This is a genomic window from Corynebacterium sp. 2571A (assembly GCF_055700935.1).
In genome coordinates this window covers 1-18,267 of the sequence record NZ_JASTTE010000003.1, presented here as the reverse complement: position 1 = coordinate 18,267, position 18,267 = coordinate 1, and the positions used below count along the sequence as shown (strand labels likewise).

The following is an 18,267-nucleotide window of genomic DNA, read 5'->3' as shown; positions in this document are numbered from 1 at the left end:
AGCCAGAGAAAAAGATGCGGTCGGCTTTACCCAGCGATACTATGCCCTAAAAGCGTTCGGGCATACCAGGCACCACTTTACCAATTATCTGTGACCCCAACTACACCAACCGGACAAGCGTCCTGTTAAATGCCCTTACCGCCTTGTTTCCCGTTACGGGTACACCCATTCTAGGTTAAATTCTAATAACTGACAGAAAATAGCCTGGTCGCCGTTTAGGCTATGCGCATGACGACGCCCGAGTTAACTTTGCCAACTGAACTTCTCCCGACCGATGGACGCTTCGGCTGCGGCCCGTCCAAGGTGCGCCCCGCCCAGATCGACTACCTCGCCCGGCACGGCCAGGACATCATGGGCACCTCCCACCGCCAGCCCGCGGTAAAGAATCTGGTGGGCTCCATCCGGGACGGCCTGAGCGCACTCTTCCAGCTGCCGGAGGGCTACGAAATTATCCTGTCGCTGGGCGGGGCCACGGCCTTCTGGAATTCCGCGGCCTTCGGGCTCATCGAGCGCCGCAGCGCCCACCTGACCTACGGGGAGTTTTCCGCCAAATTCGCCAAGGCCACGGCCAAGGCCCCGTGGCTGGAGGAACCGCTCATTACCGACGCCCCGGTCGGTACCGCCCCCGATCCCCACCACGCGGACACCACGGACTGCGACTGCGTGGCCTGGGCACATAACGAGACCTCCACCGGCGCGATGGTCCCGGTTAGCCGGCCGGAGGCTAGCGGAGACCAGCTGGTGCTGGTCGATGCCACCTCGGGTGCCGGCGGCCTGCCCGTGGACGTCAGCGCCGCGGACGCCTATTACTTCTCCCCGCAGAAGTGCTTTGCCGCCGACGGCGGCCTGTGGCTGGCGGCCTTCTCCCCCGCCGCCCTCGAGCGGGTCGACAAGATCGCCGCCACGGATCGCTACGTCCCGGAGTTTCTGGATCTGAAAACCGCGGTGACCAACTCGCGCAAGAATCAGACCTACAACACCCCGGCCATCGGCACGCTGCTGCTTCTGGACGAGCAGGTCCGCTGGATGAACGACAACGGCGGCCTGGACGGTATGACGCAGCGCACCCGCGCCTCCTCCGAGATCCTCTACGCCTGGGCGGACGGCCACGCCCTGGCCCAGCCCTTCGTGCAGGACCCGGCGGCCCGCTCGCTGGTGGTCGGCACCATCGACTTCGACGAGACCGTCGACGCCGCCCGCCTAGCCGCCGTCCTGCGCGCCAACGGCATCCTGGACGTGGAGCCCTACCGCAAGCTGGGCCGCAACCAGCTCCGGGTGGGCATGTTCCCCGCCATCGAGCCGGACGACATCCGCACCCTAACCCAGGCTATTGACTACTGCCTGGAGGCCGGTGCCGCCAACATACCCACTGACTTGGCATAAATTCCGCCTTGGGTCGACTACAGTGGAGCCCATCACAAGTAACCCTGTCCTCCACGGCTGAAGGAGACTCGCATGCGCGAGCTGTTTTTAGTTAACAGCGACTCAACCGAATCATCCCTGGTGCTGCGCGCCGACGATGGGGAGGAGTTCTTCCTCGCCGTCGACGACGCGACTCGCTCCACGCTGGCCTCGACCATCCGGCAGACGGATACCGAGACCAGCGCCGGGGACGTGAGCGCTGACAGCTCGCCAGAGACCTCCACCGGCGGCAGCGAGTCCGGCGAAGGCTCCGCCACCGGTCAGGACCACGGCCCCGCCGATCACGCCGGCGCTGGTGCGGCGGCGGCCAGTACGCCGACGCGCCTGCATGCGGCGTCGCCGGCCGGGACCTCCGGCACGGGGCGGGCCCGGCCGGCCACGCACGCGGAGTCCAAGAAGGCCCTGCCGCTGCGCCCGGCGGAGATTCAGCACCGCATCCGGGCCGGGGCATCGGTCGCCAGCCTAGCCGAGGAGCTGGGCGTGGACGAGTCCCGCCTCGAGTCCTTCGCCCACCCGGTGATGCTGGAGCGCTACCGGGTGGCGGACCTGGCCAAGCAGGCCCACCCGGTCCGCGAGGACGGCCCGGCCAAGCTGACCCTCTGGGAGGTGTTGGCCACCGCCTTCGCCGCCCGTGGGCACACCCTGGCCGAGGCCGAGTGGGACGCCTACCGCGAGAAGGGCGAGCCCTGGGTGGTCTGCCTGCGCTGGCGGGCGGGCCTGTCCGATAACGAGGCCGAGTGGCTGTTCAAGCAGACCATGACCTCCGAGCCGACCGTCGAGGCCCGCAACTCCGTGGCCGCAGACCTGACCGACCCGGACTTTGCCCAGCCGGTGCGCTCGCTGACCTCGGTCGGCCGCGGCAACCGCTACGAGACCGCGGTGCTGGGCGACGACTGGGACGACGAGCACGACGCCGCGGCTGTCTCCGCCGCCAACGGTGAGTCCCTGCACGACGCCTCCGCGCCCGCGGAGCCCGCCACCGCGGACCCCGGCGACGCCGGCCGCGACCGCTCCGGCTCCGCGGAGCACAGCGGTGCAGAGGAAAACTCCCCGGAGGAATTCCTCCAGAACCCGGATCCGGAAAAGAAACCGACCAAGCGCCGCCGCAAGGCCGTGACCCCGCACTGGGAGGACGTGCTACTCGGCGTGCGTGCCAACACCAAGCGCCCGAAAAACTAAGCGACTACCAGGACCATGGATATTTCCCGCGCCGTCATTACCTTGTGGTACGTGACCTCCCCTAACCCCGCCGCCGTACTCGAAGCTGAGCCCAAGGCCGACCGCGGCTATGGCCGCAAATTCCTGGCCCAGCTCAACCCGGCCTTCCCCATCACTCCCATCGGACAGTTCCCCTTTAACCGCTCCGCCCCCGCGGACAGCGCCGAGTACTACATCGGCGGCTACCCGGGCGTGACGGTGGTCCAGACGGTGATTGAGGGCGAGGGCATCATCCTCTCCCAGCTGCCGCTGGCCCTGCGCAAGGCGGCGCCGTGGGACAACCTCTACGCCTTTGTGCACCACGACGAGGACACCTACGCCGGCTTCGCGCACTTCCAGGACAGCGAGCTGAAGCGCTCGCTGTGCTGCACCCGCACGGAGGTGCTGGAAGACTCCGGCCTGCCCGAGCCCTTCGAGGGCCCCTACTGGGCCGGCGAGCACAACGACTCCACCGGCGGCATCGCCCTGCCCTTCCGCCCGCGCGATCTGATGGAGGAGGCCCAGCGCGCGTGGCTGGGCGTCGACATCAGCGCCCAGGGCCCGGACCTGGACGTGGTGGGCTACGCCGTGGACGGGCGCCCGGAGCCGAAGATCGACAAGCCCCAGCGCCCCACCATCGCGCGGGTGACCTCCGCCTCGGCCGCGAAGCTGGGCATCGGGCCGGGCAACACGGACTACGACGACTACGAGGACGCCGCGGCCGAGGAGGAATCCACCGGCGACGAGTTCCGCGCCCTGGCGCAGGCCTCTGCGGCCGCCGCCCGGCGCGTGGGCGCCACCGCGAGCAAGTGGTGGTCCAAGGCCTCACGCAAGGTCTCTCAGTCCCTCAAGGACCGCTGGCGCTCGTAGAAGGCCACGGCCGCGGCGGTGGCCACGTTGAGCGAATCCGTGTGCTGCGCCATGGGGATGGACGCGCGCACGTCGGTCGCGCGCATCGCGTGCTCGGTCAGTCCCGGGCCCTCCGCGCCGACGAGCAGCGCCACGTTCTCCGCCCCGGTGACGGCGTCGGCGATGTGCGTGTCCCCGCCCGGGGTCAGCGAGACCAGCCGGAAGCCGGCCTCGCGCAGCACGTCCAGGGAACGCTGCCAGGTGGTGTACCCGCCCTCGAAGCGGGCGAACGGCAGGCGCAGCACGTGCCCCATGGACACGCGCACGCTGCGGCGGTAGAGGGGATCGGCCGCCCCGCTGCCCAGCAGGACCGCGTCCACGCCCAGGCCCGCCGCGTTGCGGAAGATAGATCCGATGTTTTCGTGGTCGCCCACCCCCTCGAGCACGACCACCGTGCGCGCCTTTGCCACCACGTCCCCGACTGCCGGCAGCGGCGCGCGGTCCGCGGCGGCGACGAGCCCGCGATGCATATCGAAGCCGGCGACTTGGGCCAGCGTGTCCCGCTCGACCTCGTAGACCGGGCAGCCGGGCTCGCCGTAGGCCTCGACGTACTGGTCGATCTTGCCAGCAAAGCCCACCAGGCAGCGCACCGGGAACGGGGATTCGACCAGGCGGGAGACCACCAGGTGGCCCTCCGCAATGACTAAACCCTCGCCGGACTTGTCGGACTTGTTCAAGTCCCGGATATCGTCCAGGCGAGGGTCGTTCGGGTCGGAGATGAAAGTTCTATCCATGCCCCCTAATCTAGCGCACGCTATTCCACCAGACTCATGATGGGATCCATGGCGAAGTAGACCACGAACAGGCCGGAGATGAGCCACATCAGCCAGTGGATCTCCTTGGCCTTGCCGGCGAAGGTGGACATCAGGGCAAAGGAGATGAAGCCGATGCCGATGCCGTTGGCGATGGAGTAGGTAAACGGCATCACGACGATGGTGAGGAAGGCCGGGATGGCCACGTACATCTTGTTCCACTCGATAGCGGTGAGCTGGCCGGCCATCATCACGCCTACCACCACGAGGACCGGGGAGGCGGCCTCGATGGGCACGACCTCGTAGAGCGGGGTCAGGAACATCGCCAGGATGAACAGGACGCCGGTGGTGATGTTGGCCAGGCCGGTGCGGGCGCCGTCGCCGATACCGGCGGAGGAATCCGCGAAGACGGTGTTTGACGAGGCCGAGCCCAGGCCGCCGACGACGGCGCCGAAGCCCTCGACGACCAGCGCCTTCTTCAGGTGCGGCAGGTTGCCCTCGGAGTCGGTCAGGTTGCCGTGCCGGCCGAGTGCCGTCATGGTGCCCATGGCGTCGAAGAAGTTGGTCAGCACCAGGGCGAAAACCAGGAGGGTCGCGGCGACCACGCCGATGCGGCTGAATGCCCCCAGCAGGTCGACGGCGCCGACAATCGACAGATCCGGCAGCCCGCCCAGGGAGTCCGGCACTTCCGGCACCGCCATGTTCCAGCCGCCGGTGTTCTCCGCGGCGGAGCCGGCGCCGGTGAGCGCCTCGACGACCATGGCGATGATCGTGGTGGCGATGATGCCGATGAACAGCCCGCCCGGCACGTTGCGGATGACCAGGGCCGCGCAGATAATAAGCCCCAGCACGAAGACCAGGCTCGGCCACGTGGAGATGGAACCGTTAATACCCAGGCTGACCGGCACGGTGGTGTTCGCCGCGTCCGGCACGCGAGTGACGAAACCGCCGTCGACGAAGCCGATCATGGCGATGAACATGCCGATGCCCACGCCCATCGCCGCCTTCATCGAGGCGGGGATGGCCTTGAAGACCGCCGTGCGGAAGCCGGAGACGGCCAGGATGACAATGATGATGCCGTCGATAACCACCAGGCCCATGGCCTCGGACCAGGTCAGGCCCTCCGTGGCCACGAGGCTGACCGCCACGAAGGTATTCAGCCCCAGCCCGGCCGCGAAGGCGAAGGGGTAGTTAGCGATGGCGCCGAAGGCGATGGTCATCACGCCGGCCACGAGCGCGGTGGCGGCTGCTACCTGGGGCACTCCCAGGGTGTTGCCCTCTACGTCCTGGGAGGTGCCCAGGATGAGCGGGTTGAGGAGGATAATATAGGCCATCGCGAAGAACGAGACGGTACCGCCTCGAATCTCGGCGCCTATGCTGGATCCGCGTTCGGAGATTTTAAAATAGCGATCGAGCGTCGCGCGCATGGAGCTGACTTCCCTTTACTAATGTCACCGTGCCCTATTGATTTACCGCTAACAGTTTCATACTTGACAGCCCCGCGCACAAAATCCTCCACCCCCGCCCGGCTCCGGCGCGCCCGGCCCACAGCGCCCGTCGCGCGCCGCGCCTACTACCGCGGGCGAACAGCAAACCGCTAGTAAAACAGAGCGAGCCGCTAGTAGAAGGGAGCTTCGTCGTCGAAGACGGTGTCCGGGTCCACAGCCGGCTCCGGGGCGATGGTGGTCTGGGAGTGGGCGCCGCAGCCGTAGCGGGCGTGGACGGCGCGCCCGTCGGCGGAGTACTCGTTGGCGCACACGCCGAAGCTGTCCTTCAGCGGCAGGAAGAACGCGCAGGTCGCGCACTGCAGGTGCGCCTGGGCGGCCATGGGTGCTTCCGGCCCGTAAGAAGCCAGCCAGCGCTGGGCCGCCTCCTTCCAGCCCGCCTGGCTCAGCGTGCCGTCCTCGCTCAGGCGGCTATCCCCCGGCGCGGGCGGCATGACGTCGCCCGGCTCCAGGTCCCCGGGGCGCACCCGGTCGGTATAGGGCACCCAGTCCGGCGCCTGCAGGGCCTCCCCGCCGGGGACGAGGGCCAGCTCGCTGACGGTGACCTCGTCGCTGCCGGCGGCGCACGCCAGGACCGCCTGCCATTCCCACCCGTGGTAGCCGGGCACGTCGGCGGCGAAGCGGTGGGTGACCGCGTGTGGGCTCAGCCCGCCGACGCCGATGTGGCGGCCGACGTCGCCGTCGCCTAGTTCTTCCAGGGCCCAGCGAGCGGTGTCGACGGCCGCCGGGCCCAGCAGCGGGTTGGTGGAGGTGGATTGGCGCTTTTTAGAGGACACATCGAATCATTATGGTGCATATGGGGCACAATATGGTGTATGGGTTCCCTCTTGTCGCCAGCACGTCACCGCCAGCGCCCCCGCAATCGCCAGCGAACGCGCCGGTGGGGCGCGCTTCTGGCCTGCGCGGGGCTGGCCTTAAGCGCCTGCAGCAGCACCCCTGACGCTGACCGCGACGCCGACAGCGCTGCCTCCGCCCCGGAAGGCGGGGCCACCACGGCCGCGCCCGCGGTCGAGCAGCTCAAGGCGCGGGTGGTCGATCGCCTCGACTACGACGAGAGCCTGTTCACGCAGGGCCTCGAAGTCGACGAGGACGGCACCCTGCTGGTGGGCACCGGGCGCTACGGCGAATCCGGCGTGCACAGGCTGGCCCCGGGCGAGACCTCCCCGCAGCAGTCCACCGCGCTGGCTGGCGATCAGTTCGGCGAAGGCATCACCCGTAGCGGCGACACGCTCTGGCAGCTGACGTGGAAGTCGGGCACCGCGCTGTCCTTCGACGCGGAAACCCTCCAGCCCACCGGCTCCGCGGAGTATGCCGGGGAGGGCTGGGGCCTGTGCGATATGGGCGACCGGCTAGCGCTTTCCGACGGCACCTCCACGCTGCGCTTCGTGGACCCGGAAAGCTTCGACGAGCTGGACCGGGTCACGGTGACCTTGGAAGGCAAGGAGGTTGATGAGCTCAACGAGCTCGAATGCGTCGACGGGCAGATCTACGCCAACGTCTGGTTTTCCACCGATATCCTGCGCATCGACCCGTCCACCGGGATGGTCAACGCCGTCATCGACGCCTCGGGGCTGGACAATAACGCCGCGGCGAACCCCGACAACGTGCTCAACGGGATAGCGCATATCCCGGGCACCGACGAGTACTACCTCACCGGTAAGCGGTGGCCGGATCTGTACCGCGTGACCTTCGAGTAAGATCTATGCCCATGGCCACCCGCAAAGAGGCAAAACGCAAGCAACTGATCCAGGTCTTGGCGCTGATCATCGCCGTCATCGTCATTGTGGTAGCGGTGGTGTTGTTCCAGAATTGGTGGAACAGCCGCCCGGGCCCGGAGCCGGAGGATGTCGCGGTTACCGCCCACGTCGGCGACAAGGAGCTCGAGGTCCATCCCTATATGTCCTGCGAGCCGGGCACGGAGTGCGAGGAAAAGGACGTCCCCAACCTGGAGGTCGGCCCAGACGACAAGCTCGTGCTGGACATCCCGGAGGCCATCCACAACCACGAGTGGCGGGTGCTGAGCATCTACGACGACCCGGCCGCCAACGATGAGACCACCCACGGCGCCTACGACACCGAGACAGTAGAAATCCCCGGGTCCGTGGATCCGATTGAGGAATCCACGTCCGGGGAAAATAAGGAGCGCCCGAAGCTGATGGTGGTGGAGGTCTCCTCCATCATGATTGGCACGGACGCAGACGGGGAGGAAACCCCCTACACCACGGTCTGGTCGCTATCGACGATGTCCGACGCCGAACGCGCCGCGCAGGAGCAGCAGAACTAGCCTCCCAGGCGCGGGACGATCCGTCCCGGCGCGGGCCTAGCTGTCCAGCCGCAGGCCTAGCTGTCCAGGTCCTTGGCGATGGCGCGCAGGATCTCTGCGACCTGCCGGCCGGTCTTGCGCTCCGGGTAACGCCCGGCGCTTAAGGCCGGCTGTACTTGTGTTTCCAAAACGGTCATCACGTCCGAAATCATGCTGCCGAGCTCTTCCGGCTTGCGGCCGGGGCTGCTGCGGCGGCGCGGGCTATCCAGCACTTTCACGCGCAGCGCCTGCGGGCCGCGGCGACCGGCCGCGAAATCGAATTCAATACGCTGACCAGGGTGCAGCTCGGTCACGCCCTTGGGCAGCACGTTGCGGCCGATGTAGACGTCCTCATCCCCCGGGTTGGAGGCAAAGCCGAAGCCCTTCTCCGCGTCAAACCACCTGACCTTACCGATGGGCACGTTGGTTCACCACTTTCTTCTTCTCATAATGGAACTAACCATTTTAACCCCTGGCGGCACCAAAAATGAAGTCAATAATCGGACCACAATAACACCGTAGTGATCCATCTCACATGGATAAATTTCCTCTGGGAGCCGATCGCCTCACCTGCAGTTTCCGCTTTAAGGTTTTCACACGCGCCACTCGGGGCCCGTCGATGTGTGTCGAAAAGTGTCAAGAACGTGACACTTTCGTTATAAACCGATACTCTGTCTGCTAGGCACTTGGCCGCCGCGTTGGTCGAAGACATCCCCGACTAACCGCCTTCCCGCGCTGGCGGCCAGATTTTTACGTGCAAAAGAATTGTAACCGACCGGGGAAATAGAGAGGACCTTCAACAATGGGACGCCACTCGGCAAAGACTACTTCCGTAGCCACCAAGTTCGCCGCTAGCACCGTCGCTGTCGGTGCCGCCGCCGCCATCATGACACCGACCGCCTCGGCCGCTCCGGACTCCGACTGGGACCGCCTGGCTCAGTGCGAGGCCGGCGGCAACTGGAACATCAACACCCGCAACGGCTACTACGGCGGCCTGCAGTTCAACGCTGGCACCTGGCAGGCCTACGGCGGCAGCGAGTTCGCCCCGACCGCCGATGGCGCTACCCGTGAGCAGCAGATCTTCGTCGCCGAAAAGGTCCTGGCTAACCAGGGTTGGGGCGCATGGCCGGCCTGCTCCGCTAGCCTGGGCCTGAACTCCGCCCCGACCGACCGCTCTCACCCGAACGCTGCCCCGGCTCCGGCCGCTCCGGCTGACGCCCCGGCCGCCGTTCAGGAGGCCGCCAACGCCGGCTCCAGCGAGCTGGCCGTCGACGCCCTTTACAGCGCCGTGAAGTCCAAGCTGGCCACCTACGGCATCCAGGTCCCGGCCCCGATCCAGCAGTTCTACGAGGCTAACCGCCACGACTTCAACGCTTTCTACACCGCTAACCGCGGCCAGATCGACTCCATCCTGAACCTCTAAGAAAGTTCCCCGCCGGGTCCCGCCCCGGTCGGAGTCATCTCCCACAAGCTAAGGAAAGGCGCCACCCACCCCGGGTGGCGCCTTGTGGTATCTCTACTGCAGCGCGTTGAGCCAAGCGCCCAGATCAGAGCCCGCGCAGGGCCCACACCGCCGGCGCAGGGGTGGTTAAGGCATAGAAAATGCCCGGTCGCCAGACCGGGCATTGCTGCGGGTGAACTACTTGTTGATGCGCGTGTAGGGGTGCACGTAGTTCAGCTTGTCCGCCGGCAGCGGCAGGACGGTGTCGTCACCGTACGGGCTGGAGGCACCCGCAAACGGAGCGGTAACTTCGGTAATGGCGTGTTCGCGGCCTTCCATGTTCTGCGGCCAAGCCGGAGAAACAAAGCCCTTCTTCTCTACATTCGACATACTCCTTATTGTGCCAAACCCGCGCGAAAAAAGTAACTCAAATGGCACTAAACTTGTCTTCTACGATGAGTATCACCCCTTCTGGCCCCAGCCGCACCGCACAGTACCGGGATTTCCTCGCTAATTTGGATGCGGATCAGCTCACTACTTTGTTCGGGCACCGCCCCGACGCCGCGGTCCCTCCCCCGCCGGGGCCGGCGCCACTGGCCACCCGCTTGCTGCTGCGGGCCTCCATCGCCCGCGCGCTGGGCAACTGCTCGGCTGACCTGCTGGCGGCCCTCGAACGCGCGGCCAACCTCGGCGCGGAGCTAGAAGAGGTTGACGCCGACGAGGTTGCGGCACCGGAAGTCACCGACGCGCTGTGCGAGCGCGCCCTGCTTTACCGCACCTCCCCCGGCAAGGTGATGCTGCCGGCCGAGGTGATGCCGGCGCTGCCGACTGGTTGGTCGTTGCTCAACCAGGTGGAGGTTACCCCCGCGGACCTGGCGCAGCTGCCGGAAGAACAGCTCGCGGTCCTGGAAGGGATTGCGCACGCCGGCGGCGCCAGCGCGGCCAGCACGTTCGCGGAAGGTCCCGTGGCGCGGCTTGAAGAGCGCGGGTTCCTCCTCCGCCCCGAGCCGGGCACGCTGCGTCTGCCGCGTGCGGTCTTGGGGGCCGTCCACGGGCGCGAGCACCCGGTCATCCCGTTGGAGCCGGCCGCCCCGCCCGAGGCGCCGCGTCCGGATTCGGCTGCCGATGCCGCCGGGGCTGCCAGCGGCCTCGACGTCGCCCGCGAGCTAGAGCGCTTAATCGAGCACCTGGGCCGCAGCCCGGTCAGCCTGCTCAAGGACAAGTCCGTGGGCAAGGCGAGCGTAAAACAACTGGCCAAGGCACTATCACTACCTGAGCCGGACATCACCCGGCTGATCCACCTGGGCTATAGCGCGGGTCTGCTCGGCCGCGGCGAACCCACCGGCTACGAGGGCAACTTCCTGGCCCCCACCGCGGCCGCAACGGATTGGCAGGACCTGGCACTGGGCGAGCGCTGGCAGGCGCTCATCGAGGCGTGGATGGCCAGCCCGTGGCAGTCGTGGTCGGCCGAGCGCCCCTTAGTCAAGGAGGCTTGCAACCCGCGCCTGCCCGGCTACCGGCAGCGCGTCCTGCAGGTTTACCGGCACCGCGCGCGTGCGCTCAGCGCGGAGGAATTCTCCGCCGATCTGCGCTTTTCCTCGCCGCTTTTCGCGCACCTAACCAGCCAGGAGACCATCGCCGCCCTCGCCGCGGAGGCACAAAAGCTGGGGCTTATCGCCCGCGGGCGCGCCACCACCGCGCTGACCGGTAACGCCACCGATCTCGCGCCGGAGGAGATTTCCTATTTTCTCCTGCAGGGGGACCTCAGCGTCATTGCCCCGGGACCGCTGACCAGCCCCGTCCAGGCGAAGCTGGCCCTGATTGCCGATCTCGAGTCACCCGGTCTGGCCAGCACCTACCGGCTGAGCGAGGAGTCGCTGCGCCGCGGCTTCGACGCGGGCTGGTCGGCCGCCGATTTCCAGGAATTTCTGGCCGAGTACTCCGCGGGCGAGGTCCCGCAGCCGGTGAGTTACCTAGTTCAGGATAGCGCCCGGCGCCACGGCGCCCTTCGCGCCGGCACGGCCAACGCATACCTGCGCAGCGACGACCCGGCGGTGCTCGCCCAGGCGGTGGGCGCCGTGCCGGAGCTGCGCCTGCTCGCCCCCACCGTGGCCGTATCCCAGGTGCCGCTGCGCACGCTGCTAGACAAGCTCCACCGCGCTGGCCTGAGCCCCGCCGCCGAAGATGCCGCCGGCGCCACGGTGCAGGTCGCCCCGCCGCGGGCGACCGTGCCCCCACCCAAGGCCTTCCACCCGCCGGCGGACCAACTCGCCCCGGCCGCCCTAAACGCCGCGGTCGACGCCGTCCGCGCCGGCAGCCCCGACGAGCCGACGGCGGCAACCGGCCCCGACCTGGATCTACTGCAGGCGGCCGTGCGCTCCGGGCGGGCCGTAGTCATCGGTTATGCCACCAAGACCGGGGCGCAGAAATCTTTGCGGGCCACGCCGCTAACGGTCTCCGGCGGACAGGTCGACGCCCGCGCCCAAGCGCGGACCGTGCGTATCCCGCTGTCCCGTATTACCTCGCTCACCCTGGACTAATCGGGCCGGTCCGGCCCTCTCCGCGAGGCACGCGGCGGGGCTATTCCGTCGGTAATATCGCAAGTGCCCTTGACGCAATATTGTGTTTATGCAATATTTTACAACGAACACCGCCCCGACCCGGAAGGCCCCCTTGTGCCACGACTGGAAATAGACCAACTCAACAAGTCCTACGGTGACCACCGCGTCCTCCACGATCTTTCGCTCAACGTGGGTGCGGGCGAGATCTACGGCTTTGTCGGCTCCAACGGCGCCGGCAAGTCCACCACCATGCGCATCGCGCTGGGCGTGCTGTCCACCGACTCCGGCCAGGTCCGCCTGGACGGCGAGCCGCTGGATGACAGCAACCGCCGCCGGATCGGCTACATGCCGGAAGAGCGCGGCCTCTACGGCGAGGAGTCGCTTCTCAGCCAGCTGACCTTCTTCGCCTCACTGCACGGCATCCCGGCCGGGGAGGGCAAGGCCAAGGCCGGGGAGCTGCTCAAGCGTCTCGGCCTGGGCGAGCGCAAGGACGACAAGCTGGATGATCTGTCGCTGGGCAACCAACAGCGCGTCCAGCTGGCCGCCTCGCTGATCCACTCCCCGGACGTGCTCATTCTGGACGAGCCCTTTTCCGGGCTCGACCCGGTGGCCGTGGAGGTCATGAGTGAGATGCTCGTGGAGCGCGCCCGCTCCGGCGTGGCCGTGCTCTTCTCCTCCCACCAGCTGGACCTGGTCCAGCGCTTGTGCGACCGCGTAGGGATCCTCTCCCACGGCCGGCTCGTCGCAGAAGGCGGCGTCGAAGAGCTTCGGAACTCCGGCCCGGTGCGCTACCGCGTGGCCACCGAGGCCCGCGGCTGGTGCCCGCCCGGCTGCGAGGTCGTCGAGGAAGGCCCCGAACACGTGGTGCTCACCGCCGAGGACGTGGACGACCAGACCATCCTCCGCGCCGCCCTCCAGGCCGGGCCCGTCCACGCCTTCGGCCGCGTGGTCCCTGACCTGACCGAACTGTTCCGCGACGTCGTCTCTTCGACCAACCAGGAGGCCTAAACCCATGCGCTATTCTTCCCCCGCCACCATCTGGACCGTGGCCAAGCGCGAGATGGCCATCACGGCCAAGACCCGCGCCGTCCAAATCACCGTCGCCCTCCTGCTGCTGGTGACCATCGGAGGCATCACCGCCGCTAACTTCTTCTTGGGCTCCGATGACGAGGCCGACACCGTCGCCGTCGTCGAGATGCCCACCGAGGCCTTCGACAACAGCGGGCTTGATGCCCGCGAGGCTGACGATGCCGACCAGGCCGCCGAGTTGGTCCGCAACGGCGACGCCGAGGCCGCCCTGGTGCCCGGCGACGAGGGCTGGGACCTCATCAGCCAGGACGGGGATCCCAGCCAGCCCGTGACCGCCACCATCAACCAGGTGGTCGAGGCCTACGCCAGCCAGACCGCCCTGCAGGAGCTTGGGGTCAGCCCCGCCGACTACGCCCAGGCGCTGCCGGAGACCACGGTCAACGTCGTCAGCGTGGACGAGGCCGACGGCACGGCCAGCAGCGAGGACGACATCGTCTCCGTGCTGACCGTGCTGGCCGCGGCGATGATCATCATCTTCTCCGTCATCACCTTCGCCAGCCTGGTCGGCGGCCGCGTGACCGAGGAGAAGTCCTCCCGCGTGGTGGAGATCATCCTCTCCTCCGTCCGCCCGCTGGACTTTTTGGCCGGCAAGATCTTGGGGGTTACCATCTTCGGCTTCGTGACCACCCTGGTGCTCGTCGGCGCCGGCGCCGCCGCCCTGGCGTTTACCGAATTCTCGGACCATTTCTCGCTCAACTGGGGCCTCTTCGCCGTTATGCTGGTCGGCTGCCTGCTGGGCCTGCTCTTCTTCGGCAGCCTCTACGCCGCGGCCGGCTCTCTCATCCAGCGCACCGAGGACCTCCAGTCCACGCAGACGCCGATCCTCCTCCTGCTCATCCTCACCGCCTACGTGCCCGCCTTCGGCTGGAACAGCCTGGACTCCACGCTCATGCAGGTAGCCGGCTGGCTGCCGCCATTTTCCATGGTGACCGCCCCGATGCAGTACGCCGTCGGCAACTTCGGCGCCGCCCAGCTGGCCCTGTCCTACCTGCTCTTCGCGGTGACCACCGCTGGGGTCATCTGGTTGGTTGCCCGCATCTACCGCGGCGCTATCCTCAATAACGGAAAGAAAATGACCTGGCGCGCTGCCCTCAAGGGCTAAGCCGACCTCAAAGGCGAAGCAAGCCACAAAGGCTGAAGCCGCGCTGGGTTGTCCCCGACCGTTTTTCGAGGAGAACCACCGCCCTATGCCCGGACCGCTCATCGTCCAATCCGACAAGACCGTCCTGCTGGAGGTCGATCACCCGGAAGCCGATAGCGCCCGCCGGGCGCTTGCCCCCTTCGCCGAACTCGAGCGCGCGCCGGAGCATATCCACACCTACCGCATCACGCCCCTGGCGCTGTGGAACGCCCGCGCCGCCGGCCACGACGCCGAGCAGGTCGTGGACGTGCTGGAAAGCTACTCCCGCTTCCCCGTCCCGCAGGCGCTGCTCGTCGACGTCGCGGAGACGATGTCGCGCTACGGCCGCGTCGGGATCGATAAGCACCCGGCCCACGGCCTCATCCTTACCTCGGCGGAGCCAGCCATCCTCGCGGAGCTGGAGCGCCACAAAAAGGTCGCCCCGCTACTGGGCGCCCGGATTGATGAAAACACCTTCGCTGTGCCGCCGTCCCACCGCGGGCGCCTGAAGCAGGCGCTGCTGCAGGTCGGCTGGCCCGCCAGCGATACCGCCGGCTACGTCGACGGCGAGTCCCACCCGATTGCCTTAACCGAGGACGGCTGGCAGCTGCGCGACTACCAGCGCCAGGCCACGGATTCCTTCTGGGAGGGCGGCTCCGGCGTGGTGGTGCTGCCCTGCGGTGCGGGCAAGACCCTGGTCGGCGCGGCCGCCATGGCCCGCGCGCAGGCCACCACCCTGATCCTGGTGACCAACACGGTGGCCGGGCGCCAGTGGCGCGACGAGCTCCTGCGCCGCACGAGCCTGACCGCCTCGGAGATCGGCGAGTACTCCGGCGAGAAGAAAGAGATCAAGCCGGTGACCATCGCGACCTACCAGGTGGTCACGCGCAAGACGCGCGGGGAATACGCCGCGCTGGACCTGTTCGACTCCCGCGACTGGGGCCTTATCATCTACGACGAGGTCCACCTGCTGCCCGCGCCGGTCTTCCGCATGACCTCCGACCTGCAGTCGCGGCGCCGCCTAGGGCTGACCGCCACCCTCATCCGTGAGGACGGCCTGGAGGGAGACGTCTTCTCGCTGATCGGTCCCAAGCGCTACGACGCCCCCTGGAAGGACCTGGAAAACGCCGGATATATCGCCACCGCAGAGTGCACCGAGGTCCGCGTGGAGATGACTCCTGAGGAGCGCATGACCTACGCGACCGCGCCGACGCGGGACCGCTACCGTCTAGCAGCCAGCGCGGAGGCGAAATACCGCGTGGTCGACCAGCTCGTCGCCTCCCACCCGGGCGTGCCGACGCTAATTATCGGCGGGTTTATCGACCAGCTCAAGACCATCGGTGAGCGCCTCGGCGCGCCCGTTATTGACGGCCGGACCTCGACCGCCAAGCGCGAGGAGGCCTTCCGCTCCTTCCGCGCCGGTGAGACCACCACCCTGGTGGTCTCCAAGGTGGCAAACTTCAGCATCGATCTCCCGGAGGCCGCCCTGGCCATCCAGGTCTCCGGTACCTTCGGCTCGCGCCAGGAAGAAGCCCAGCGCCTGGGCCGCCTGCTGCGCCCCAAGGCCGACGATAACGAGGCCGAGTTCTACACCGTGGTCACCCGCGACAGCGTGGACGCTGAGTTCGCGCTCCACCGGCAGCGATTCCTCGCGGAGCAGGGATATGCCTACCGCCTGGTCGACGCAGTAGACTTGGGTAGCGATGAAGATCTTTAAATTTGAGGTCGATGAGGCCTTCGCGAAAAAGCACAACGAACTGCTCCGAGACTCCAAGCGACTGTTGATGTCCGGGCTCATCATGGGCGTGCTCCTGGTGATTATCGGCGCGGCCCTTTGGTACTTCGTCGAGTCCGCGTGGGGCTTTACCGTCGGGCTCGGCATCATCCTGTTCGGCATCATGTGTGCCGTGGTCGGCGTTCTCTCCTCCCGCAAGGTGGGCACCGCCCAGCAGCTCTACGACTCCTACCCGCTGGCCCCCGGCGTTATCGCCGAGGTCACCGACCGGGAGATGTACCTGCTGGCCCTAGTCAACACCAACGTCGATCCGGAAGCCGAACCCCGCTGGGGCGCCGCACTGCGCCGGGTGAATTCCATCCCGGGCGTGGACCGCAAGGTCGGCACCAAGGTCCCCGTTGCCGCGATTGGCGGGCACCACACCAACTCGGACAAGAACCACTGGCAGCAGATCTCCCCGATGCCCATCGCCTGGGGCACCCCGGACCAAGACGTCGTCGCCATCGCCCGCAAGTCCATCCCCCAGGACCAGTGGCAGCGCCTCGAGCGCGCCCGCAAGCGCCTGAGCGACGTCAAGGCCACCAAGTTCGACCTGTTGGTCCTCTAGTTGACTAGCTCCCAATCATCGCCCGTGCTATTAAATGGCACGGGCGATTTCGCTTGCTAGGCCCGTGTAATTTTCCGGCCGTTGGATTTCCGTGAGATCCACAAACTTCAGTTGGTCTGCGACCTCGGGGCGGCCAGCGATATAGTTTTCCAGGCTAATCCCCGTGTCCCGGTACTGGGTGGCAAAGTCCTGGACCAAGTCGTGGGCCGGACCGTGGCCGATAACCTTGGCAAACTCCATCATGATGGCTTCGGTCATGGTCAAAACGCCCTCGGCTTCGACATTGGCGCGCAGCGCATCGGCATCGAAGGAAAGGTTGCCGAGGAGTTTTTCCAGCTTACGGCCGGCGCCTTCCACCGCGGCGAAGATGCGCGGCAAACAATCGCGCTCGACCTCGATGGCGCGGTGGTCGCGCTCATCCGCGCTAGGCGTCTGGGTGAGCATAGTGGACGCCGCCCCTGCCGCCATACGAGCGGCGGCAGAGACCTTCATAGTTGTAAACGGGTTTCGCTTTTGCGGCATGGTGCTCGAGCCCGAAAAATGCGGGTCGAGTTCTTCCTCGGCCTCGCCGGTGTCGGAGCGCTGCATCTCAAAAAGGTCTTCCGCGATCTTGGCCAAGGTCTGGCCGTAGATGCTGACGATGCAAGCAAGCTCCGTGATCGTGTCTCGCTGCGCGTGCCAGGCGATTTCCTCGAACTCGAGCCCCAGACGGCGGGCGACCAGGCGTGCGACAGTCGAGCCGTACTCTCCCATCGCTGCATAGGTGCCCACCGCGCCGGAGAATTGCACGAGCAAGACGTGATCGCGAGTGTTCTGCAGGCGCCCGTAACAACGGCGCAGCGCCTTGACCCACGTAGCCACCCGGTAGCCCAACGTAGTCGGCAAGGCATACTGTCCGTTTGTGCGAGCGACCATAACCGTATCCGCGTGCTCGTGCGCCAGGTCCACGAGTACGTCGATAAGGCGACGCAGGGTATGCATGATCAGTTCCAGGCTCGCCTTGATCTGCAACGCGCGCCCGGTATCCAGGATGTCTTGGGTCGTCGCCCCGAAGTGAACCCAGCCGCGGGCGTCCTCGGGTAGCTCCACGCGGAGCGCATCCAGGCCCAGGGTGAAGGGGTTGCCCATCGCACCGCGGCTGATAGCCTCCTCAACCTCAGTGCTCACCGACGCGTTGTCCACGATGGCAGCCGCCGCGGATTCCGGGATCATCCCCACCTGTCCCTGTGCAGCCGCCAACGCCGCCTCCACGGCGTACCAGCCGGCGATGGTCTCCCTCACCGACCACACTTTCTCCATCTCAGGAGTGACGTAGCCGCGGCTGCTGATCGCATTGTCAAAAGAACTAAAGGGCATGGTGCAATTCCGAACTTTCTAAGCAAGTAGACAATAGTTCGTCATTCTAGACCCGCTGATGACAGCGACCACAATCGGCAAGGCTCGCATGCCCAAAACCGGGCTGGCGCCCTCCTTTGGGCATGCGGAAGCACCCGGTAGAAAACCTTGGTGGTGGTTTCTACCGGGTGCTTTGTTGGTTATTGAATTATATGTTGTTGTTTGGTGTCGGCGGTAACCTACTCTCCCACAACCTCCCGGTTGCAGTACCATCGGCGCGACGCAGGCTTAG

Annotated in this window: 17 protein-coding genes; 11 read left to right on the top strand and 6 right to left on the bottom strand. The window is 66.8% G+C overall.

Going from position 1 to position 18,267, the window contains the following annotated elements:
* Window positions 1–228: 228 nt before the first annotated feature.
* The 3 genes from serC (at window position 229) to QQS53_RS06520 (ending at window position 3,489) form a co-directional block, all read left to right on the top strand.
* Window positions 229–1,383 (top strand): phosphoserine transaminase, encoded by a 1,155-nt coding sequence (gene serC, locus QQS53_RS06530; RefSeq protein WP_472775087.1) that lies wholly within the window; start codon window positions 229–231, stop codon window positions 1,381–1,383.
* Window positions 1,384–1,455: 72 nt separating this feature from the next.
* On the top strand, window positions 1,456–2,601 hold the full coding sequence (sepH, locus tag QQS53_RS06525; protein ID WP_472775086.1) for a septation protein SepH: 1,146 nt from the start codon (window positions 1,456–1,458) through the stop codon (window positions 2,599–2,601).
* Window positions 2,602–2,616: 15 nt separating this feature from the next.
* Window positions 2,617–3,489 carry a DUF6928 family protein gene (locus tag QQS53_RS06520; protein WP_472775085.1) on the top strand — a complete coding sequence of 291 codons (873 nt, stop codon included), beginning with the start codon at window positions 2,617–2,619 and terminating at the stop codon, window positions 3,487–3,489.
* On the opposite strand, the gene QQS53_RS06515 is transcribed toward QQS53_RS06520, so the two are convergent.
* From QQS53_RS06515 to QQS53_RS06505, 3 genes are all read right to left on the bottom strand, one after another.
* Entirely contained in the window at window positions 3,459–4,262 is an 804-nt protein-coding gene (locus tag QQS53_RS06515; protein WP_472775084.1) for a TrmH family RNA methyltransferase, read from the bottom strand. The two genes, QQS53_RS06520 and QQS53_RS06515, sit on opposite strands and share 31 nt — an antisense overlap.
* A 20-nt stretch (window positions 4,263–4,282) precedes the next feature.
* Window positions 4,283–5,707, bottom strand: coding sequence for an NCS2 family permease (locus QQS53_RS06510; RefSeq protein WP_472775083.1), 1,425 nt, complete (start codon window positions 5,705–5,707; stop codon window positions 4,283–4,285).
* 191 nt (window positions 5,708–5,898) lie between these two features.
* Window positions 5,899–6,561: a DUF3027 domain-containing protein gene (locus QQS53_RS06505; protein WP_472775082.1), complete on the bottom strand. Its 663-nt coding sequence runs from the start codon at window positions 6,559–6,561 to the stop codon at window positions 5,899–5,901.
* Between the two features lie 39 nt (window positions 6,562–6,600).
* Between QQS53_RS06505 and QQS53_RS06500 the strand changes: the two genes are divergently transcribed.
* Together QQS53_RS06500 and QQS53_RS06495 are read left to right on the top strand one after the other, a co-directional pair.
* On the top strand, window positions 6,601–7,482 hold the full coding sequence (locus QQS53_RS06500; RefSeq protein WP_472775081.1) for a glutaminyl-peptide cyclotransferase: 882 nt from the start codon (window positions 6,601–6,603) through the stop codon (window positions 7,480–7,482).
* Between the two features lie 11 nt (window positions 7,483–7,493).
* Entirely contained in the window at window positions 7,494–8,069 is a 576-nt protein-coding gene (locus tag QQS53_RS06495; RefSeq protein WP_448872604.1) for a DUF2771 domain-containing protein, read from the top strand.
* A 56-nt stretch (window positions 8,070–8,125) separates the two neighbouring features.
* Here QQS53_RS06495 and QQS53_RS06490 read toward each other — a convergent pair whose 3' ends face one another.
* Window positions 8,126–8,509, bottom strand: coding sequence for a cold-shock protein (locus tag QQS53_RS06490; RefSeq protein ID WP_472775080.1), 384 nt, complete (start codon window positions 8,507–8,509; stop codon window positions 8,126–8,128).
* A gap of 380 nt (window positions 8,510–8,889) precedes the next feature.
* Here QQS53_RS06490 and QQS53_RS06485 point away from each other — a divergent pair, with 380 nt between their 5' ends.
* Window positions 8,890–9,510, top strand: coding sequence for a resuscitation-promoting factor Rpf1 domain-containing protein (locus tag QQS53_RS06485; protein ID WP_472775079.1), 621 nt, complete (start codon window positions 8,890–8,892; stop codon window positions 9,508–9,510).
* Window positions 9,511–9,726: 216 nt separating this feature from the next.
* On the opposite strand, the gene QQS53_RS06480 is transcribed toward QQS53_RS06485, so the two are convergent.
* The gene (locus QQS53_RS06480; RefSeq protein WP_070769344.1) at window positions 9,727–9,918 is read right to left on the bottom strand and encodes a hypothetical protein; all 192 of its coding nucleotides are present in this window, start codon (window positions 9,916–9,918) and stop codon (window positions 9,727–9,729) included.
* 65 nt (window positions 9,919–9,983) lie between these two features.
* Between QQS53_RS06480 and QQS53_RS06475 the strand changes: the two genes are divergently transcribed.
* From QQS53_RS06475 to QQS53_RS06455, 5 genes are all read left to right on the top strand, one after another.
* On the top strand, window positions 9,984–12,068 hold the full coding sequence (locus QQS53_RS06475) for a helicase-associated domain-containing protein (protein ID WP_472775078.1): 2,085 nt from the start codon (window positions 9,984–9,986) through the stop codon (window positions 12,066–12,068).
* A 135-nt stretch (window positions 12,069–12,203) separates the two neighbouring features.
* A complete protein-coding gene (locus QQS53_RS06470; RefSeq protein WP_472775077.1) occupies window positions 12,204–13,097 on the top strand; it encodes an ABC transporter ATP-binding protein in 894 nt (297 codons plus the stop codon).
* A gap of 4 nt (window positions 13,098–13,101) precedes the next feature.
* The gene (locus QQS53_RS06465; RefSeq protein ID WP_472775076.1) at window positions 13,102–14,280 is read left to right on the top strand and encodes an ABC transporter permease; all 1,179 of its coding nucleotides are present in this window, start codon (window positions 13,102–13,104) and stop codon (window positions 14,278–14,280) included.
* A gap of 85 nt (window positions 14,281–14,365) precedes the next feature.
* The gene (locus QQS53_RS06460; protein ID WP_472775075.1) at window positions 14,366–16,015 is read left to right on the top strand and encodes a DNA repair helicase XPB; all 1,650 of its coding nucleotides are present in this window, start codon (window positions 14,366–14,368) and stop codon (window positions 16,013–16,015) included.
* The gene (locus QQS53_RS06455) at window positions 16,002–16,640 is read left to right on the top strand and encodes a DUF3239 domain-containing protein (protein ID WP_472775074.1); all 639 of its coding nucleotides are present in this window, start codon (window positions 16,002–16,004) and stop codon (window positions 16,638–16,640) included. Before QQS53_RS06460 ends, QQS53_RS06455 begins: the two co-directional genes overlap by 14 nt.
* Before the next feature lie 30 nt (window positions 16,641–16,670).
* Here QQS53_RS06455 and QQS53_RS06450 read toward each other — a convergent pair whose 3' ends face one another.
* Window positions 16,671–17,921 carry a lyase family protein gene (locus tag QQS53_RS06450; protein WP_472775073.1) on the bottom strand — a complete coding sequence of 417 codons (1,251 nt, stop codon included), beginning with the start codon at window positions 17,919–17,921 and terminating at the stop codon, window positions 16,671–16,673.
* Window positions 17,922–18,267 lie beyond the last annotated feature (346 nt).

Coding starts and splice junctions, on each gene's coding strand:
- serC (WP_472775087.1), top strand. CDS start 229: ATGACGACGCCCGAGTTAACTTTGCCAACTGAACTTCTCCCGACCGAT.
- sepH (WP_472775086.1), top strand. CDS start 1,456: ATGCGCGAGCTGTTTTTAGTTAACAGCGACTCAACCGAATCATCCCTG.
- QQS53_RS06520 (WP_472775085.1), top strand. CDS start 2,617: ATGGATATTTCCCGCGCCGTCATTACCTTGTGGTACGTGACCTCCCCT.
- QQS53_RS06515 (WP_472775084.1), bottom strand. CDS start 4,262: ATGGATAGAACTTTCATCTCCGACCCGAACGACCCTCGCCTGGACGAT.
- QQS53_RS06510 (WP_472775083.1), bottom strand. CDS start 5,707: ATGCGCGCGACGCTCGATCGCTATTTTAAAATCTCCGAACGCGGATCC.
- QQS53_RS06500 (WP_472775081.1), top strand. CDS start 6,601: ATGGGTTCCCTCTTGTCGCCAGCACGTCACCGCCAGCGCCCCCGCAAT.
- QQS53_RS06495 (WP_448872604.1), top strand. CDS start 7,494: ATGGCCACCCGCAAAGAGGCAAAACGCAAGCAACTGATCCAGGTCTTG.
- QQS53_RS06485 (WP_472775079.1), top strand. CDS start 8,890: ATGGGACGCCACTCGGCAAAGACTACTTCCGTAGCCACCAAGTTCGCC.
- QQS53_RS06480 (WP_070769344.1), bottom strand. CDS start 9,918: ATGTCGAATGTAGAGAAGAAGGGCTTTGTTTCTCCGGCTTGGCCGCAG.
- QQS53_RS06475 (WP_472775078.1), top strand. CDS start 9,984: ATGAGTATCACCCCTTCTGGCCCCAGCCGCACCGCACAGTACCGGGAT.
- QQS53_RS06465 (WP_472775076.1), top strand. CDS start 13,102: ATGCGCTATTCTTCCCCCGCCACCATCTGGACCGTGGCCAAGCGCGAG.
- QQS53_RS06460 (WP_472775075.1), top strand. CDS start 14,366: ATGCCCGGACCGCTCATCGTCCAATCCGACAAGACCGTCCTGCTGGAG.
- QQS53_RS06455 (WP_472775074.1), top strand. CDS start 16,002: ATGAAGATCTTTAAATTTGAGGTCGATGAGGCCTTCGCGAAAAAGCAC.